General features: G+C 58.2%; 4 protein-coding genes and 1 pseudogene. 3 read left to right on the top strand and 2 right to left on the bottom strand.

Features of this window, described 5'->3' with window-relative positions:
• Positions 1–268: 268 nt before the first annotated feature.
• The 3 genes from chrA to DD606_RS23780 all read left to right on the top strand — a co-directional run bounded on the left by chrA (position 269) and on the right by DD606_RS23780 (position 2,781).
• Complete coding sequence (gene chrA / locus DD606_RS23795; RefSeq protein ID WP_000184001.1) at positions 269–1,474, top strand: chromate efflux transporter; 1,206 nt, start codon at positions 269–271, stop codon at positions 1,472–1,474.
• A gap of 10 nt (positions 1,475–1,484) precedes the next feature.
• Positions 1,485–1,790: a PadR family transcriptional regulator gene (locus tag DD606_RS23790; protein ID WP_000130000.1), complete on the top strand. Its 306-nt coding sequence runs from the start codon at positions 1,485–1,487 to the stop codon at positions 1,788–1,790.
• A 226-nt stretch (positions 1,791–2,016) separates the two neighbouring features.
• Positions 2,017–2,781 carry an IS6-like element IS6100 family transposase gene (locus DD606_RS23780; RefSeq protein ID WP_001389365.1) on the top strand — a complete coding sequence of 255 codons (765 nt, stop codon included), beginning with the start codon at positions 2,017–2,019 and terminating at the stop codon, positions 2,779–2,781.
• A gap of 492 nt (positions 2,782–3,273) precedes the next feature.
• Here DD606_RS23780 and mphR(A) read toward each other — a convergent pair whose 3' ends face one another.
• The gene (gene mphR(A), locus DD606_RS23765; RefSeq protein WP_001137892.1) at positions 3,274–3,858 is read right to left on the bottom strand and encodes a macrolide-binding transcriptional repressor MphR(A); all 585 of its coding nucleotides are present in this window, start codon (positions 3,856–3,858) and stop codon (positions 3,274–3,276) included.
• Positions 3,858–4,589, bottom strand: a pseudogene (mrx(A), locus tag DD606_RS23760) (macrolide resistance MFS transporter Mrx(A)); the annotation flags it as partial. The gene mphR(A) and the pseudogene mrx(A), both read right to left, overlap by 1 nt.

The following is a 4,589-nucleotide window of genomic DNA, read 5'->3' as shown; positions in this document are numbered from 1 at the left end:
TTTTTACCCAGATCGATACCAATGAGCGCAATGTTTTCCATGATAGTTCTCCGAATGAAAGCCTGTCCTCAGCATAGTACCGGGAAGGAGGGAGTGACCATCTCATTAAATAAAGCACGCTAAGCCGTAAGTAAGCGTGCTCCTGTGAAAGCCACAGCTAAAACTGCGTAGTACACATAGAGGTATTTTTTTCTAGATTTATATCGAATTTCGTTATCGAATTTCGCTTATTATTGATCAACTCGTTGCAGATCATGAAGGCGAAAGTATGACGAATAACCCTACCGATGACAGCAGACCATGGTCGGTCTTTCTTATTTTTCTGCGGCTTGGATTGACATCTTTTGGCGGCCCCATTGCGCACTTGGGCTACTTCCGCGCCGAATTTGTCACACGGCGGCGCTGGCTCTCCGAACGGAGCTATGCTGACTTGGTCGCGCTTTGTCAGTTCTTGCCAGGGCCTGCAAGCAGCCAGGTCGGCATAGCGGTAGGACTGTCTCGGGCTGGATACAGCGGGGCGCTGGCTGCTTGGGCTGGCTTCACGCTGCCGTCTGCCATAGCCTTGATCCTTTTTGCGCTCGGCATCTCCAGCTATGGCGATTACGTCTCGCAGGGCGCGTTGCATGGCTTAAAAGTGGTGGCTGTGGCCGTGGTCGCTCAAGCAGTATGGGGCATGGCGCGTAACCTATGCACGGATGGGCTGCGAGTCACCATCATGGCAATTGCTACCTGCGTCGTTTTACTTGTGCCGTCCGCGTGGGGACAGGTTGGCGTGATTGCTATCGCAGGCATCGCAGGCCGGTTATTGTTCAAGCCAGCGAAAGTTGTTGAGCATGACCCCCTACCTATCACGGTCAGTCACCGGGCCGGCGTGCTTTGGCTCTCGCTGTTCTTTGTCTTGCTGATTGGCCTGCCGGTGTTGGCCGAACTGATGCCAAGTCAAACCATGGCAATGGTGGATTCCTTCTATCGTGTCGGATCACTGGTGTTCGGCGGTGGTCACGTTGTGCTGCCATTACTGCAAGCCGAAGTGGTGCCCTCCGGCTGGGTCAACAATGAATCCTTTCTCGCGGGGTACGGGGCAGCTCAAGCGGTGCCCGGCCCTTTGTTCACGTTCGCCGCGTTTCTTGGTGCCTCGATGAACACCGCCCCGTCGGGCTGGATCGGCGGCATTGTGTGTCTGCTGGCTATCTTCGCGCCCTCGTTCTTGCTGGTCGTCGGATCAATGCCATTTTGGGAGCGTTTGCGCCGCAATACAGGCATCCAAGCTGCGCTGGCCGGGATCAATGCCGCTGTAGTCGGCTTGCTGCTGGCCGCGCTGTATCAGCCTGTATGGACTAGCGCCATCTTTCAGCCGCAAGACTTCGGCTTGGCATTAGTTGCCCTTGTCGCACTTATGTTCTGGAAGCTCCCGCCGTGGCTGGTTGTCCTCGGTAGCGGTGCAGCTGGGTGGCTGTTGAGCGTCGCTCTGTGAGGCACAAAAAATGACTGACAAAGACCTCTACGGCGGTTTGATCCGCCTGCACATCCTTCACCATGCAGCCGAGGAACCTGTCTTTGGGCTGGGGATCATCGAAGAGCTACGCCGACACGGCTACGAGATGAGCGCTGGCACCGTGTACCCGATGCTGCACGGCCTGGAAAAAAAAGGCTATCTGACCTCACGCCACGAACGCACCGGGCGACGTGAACGGCGTGTTTATGACATCACTGAACAAGGCAGAACTGCACTTGCTGATGCGAAAACAAAGGTCAAGGAGCTGTTCGGAGAGTTGGTAGAAGGTGGTTGAGTTTTTGCTTCTATGTCAGGTTGAGCTATACCCTAACTGGATTGTCATTTTCAGAAGACGACTGCACCAGTTGATTGGGCGTAATGGCTGTTGTGCAGCCAGCTCCTGACAGTTCAATATCAGAAGTGATCTGCACCAATCTCGACTATGCTCAATACTCGTGTGGGCTCTGTTGCAAAAATCGTGAAGCTTGAGCATGCTTGGCGGAGATTGGACGGACGGAACGATGACGGATTTCAAGTGGCGCCATTTCCAGGGTGATGTGATCCTGTGGGCGGTGCGCTGGTATTGTCGCTATCCGATCAGCTATCGCGACCTTGAGGAAATGCTGGCGGAACGCGGCATTTCGGTCGACCATACGACGATCTATCGCTGGGTCCAGTGCTACGCCCCGGAGATGGAGAAGCGGCTGCGCTGGTTCTGGCGGCGTGGCTTTGATCCGAGCTGGCGCCTGGATGAAACCTACGTCAAGGTGCGGGGCAAGTGGACCTACCTGTACCGGGCAGTCGACAAGCGGGGCGACACGATCGATTTCTACCTGTCGCCGACCCGCAGCGCCAAGGCAGCGAAGCGGTTCCTGGGCAAGGCCCTGCGAGGCCTGAAGCACTGGGAAAAGCCTGCCACGCTCAATACCGACAAAGCGCCGAGCTATGGTGCAGCGATCACCGAATTGAAGCGCGAAGGAAAGCTGGACCGGGAGACGGCCCACCGGCAGGTGAAGTATCTCAATAACGTGATCGAGGCCGATCACGGAAAGCTCAAGATACTGATCAAGCCGGTGCGCGGTTTCAAATCGATCCCCACGGCCTATGCCACGATCAAGGGATTCGAAGTCATGCGAGCCCTGCGCAAAGGACAGGCTCGCCCCTGGTGCCTGCAGCCCGGCATCAGGGGCGAGGTGCGCCTTGTGGAGAGAGCTTTTGGCATTGGGCCCTCGGCGCTGACGGAGGCCATGGGCATGCTCAACCACCATTTCGCAGCAGCCGCCTGATCGGCGCAGAGCGACAGCCTACCTCTGACTGCCGCCAATCTTTGCAACAGAGCCCGCCGTGCTAGTCTGCTCGGTGATGGTGGAGTGAAGCCAACCCGCAATCGGGTTATGAATCTGCATCGCGATTCGCAATCAGCTGTCTCTTGAGCATGTCGAACTCCTGCGATGTTATCTCGCCGTGCTCGTGCTGCTACACCAACTTGTCCAACTCATCCGCCACACCGCTCCCCACCACCTGCGATGGCCAGGTTGTTTGCTGGGCGCATTGGCGGAGTATCGTCTCGACCCGGGACACCCACACCGGCACAACCTTACGGGAGTGATTCACTGTCAAAGAATCGGCCCGGTGCTCTGACGCAAGTATCGGGATGGTCACCATTTGTAAGCCGTAGACCTGAGTGGTGATCAAGACTTCGATACCACCGACCGTACCGGTACTAATCGACGACGGTCGTGTTCGTCGCCTGCCGCAGGGACTCTGCACACCTCCGTTTACGCATGTGCCTGGAGGAGTTGGAAATCGTCGTGTTCGGGAAACATTAAACACAGGATGGCAGCGATCTGAGCCAGCACATGATCAGCTAGCTCACCATCCGGATCGACGGCCCACTGCATCGTCGCGCCAGCGATGACCGAGTGCAGGAGCAACTCAGCTGCCGCAGGAGCACCTGGGGGCAGTCGCTTGCGGATCCCCTCCACCACCGCGCGGTTCCGCTGGATCGCAAGCGTGCGTAGCTCCGGCACCTGGAGCTCGTACCAGGAGATGAGATAGTTCACCGAGAAGTCGTTGCGAGTGTTCATGCTCCGAACGAGCACCTGCAAAAATTCCCAGAGCCCTTGCGGCCCTGCGCCTATCGGTATCGCATTCAGGTAATGCCGCACCTGCTCGACGCCGCGCTCCATCATCCTCACCAGCAGCGTATCGCGGTTGGTGAAGCGCTGGATTAACGCTGCGCGGGAGAGCCCCACCTCCTTTGCTACTCCGCTGAGCGTGAACTCTATGGGACCGCAACGCTTCAGCACTACGGTGGCGGCCTCGAGTACCTCGTCATCGGACTTGAGCTTGGGGCGGGGCATCAGTGTTCACCTTCTGTATGGGTTGGGGCGGAGGCTGTGGCTGCCGCCGCCATTGTAGCAAATTGAAGACGGAGCGAGAGTAGAGCCACGAGCCCCGCAAACACGGCCGATACAACGAGGCCAGGGAGCGGACCAGCAAGGTCGACAAACGCGCCGGCCGCAAGCATAACCATGGGCGAGGCTGACAGCATCACCGCCGAGACCGTGCCGAGTACCCGGCCGAGAAGTTCTGGCGGCGTGCGGTTGTAGATGGCAGCGTTGAGAATGGGAGAGACTGAGCCGGTCAGCAGTCCCACGAGCGCGCCCAACAACATCAGCACCGGCACGCCTGGCAACTGTGAAAGCAGAAGCGAGCCCACCGCAGAGCCACAAAATGCCACCGCCAGCCAGTTCTGCGCTGATATCCGGGCGCCGACCGACGCATGAATGGCAATGCCAAGGAGACCACCAGCCCCCATCATTGAGGAGAACAGCCCGAGCTCTGCTACTTGGCGTCCTGCATCTACAAACAGCGCAGGCATGATGACGCTGCCGTTGGCGCCAACGATGCCCACGAAGATCATCACTATACCAAAGAGAGGGCGCAGCAGGGGTTCGCTCCAGAGAAAAGCGACGCCGGCGCGCATGGAGAGAGTCGCCGTCGTGGTCATCGTCCGAGCGGCACGCGCGGGAAGCACCCACGCGCCGAGCAGACCTGCAAGGACGGAGCAGAACGCCGTCAGCCCGAGCGT

Source organism: Enterobacter cloacae complex sp. GF14B, assembly GCF_004136805.1.
GTDB classification, from domain to species: domain Bacteria; phylum Pseudomonadota; class Gammaproteobacteria; order Enterobacterales; family Enterobacteriaceae; genus Enterobacter; species Enterobacter hormaechei_C.
This window is presented reverse-complemented; position numbering and strand designations above follow the sequence as displayed.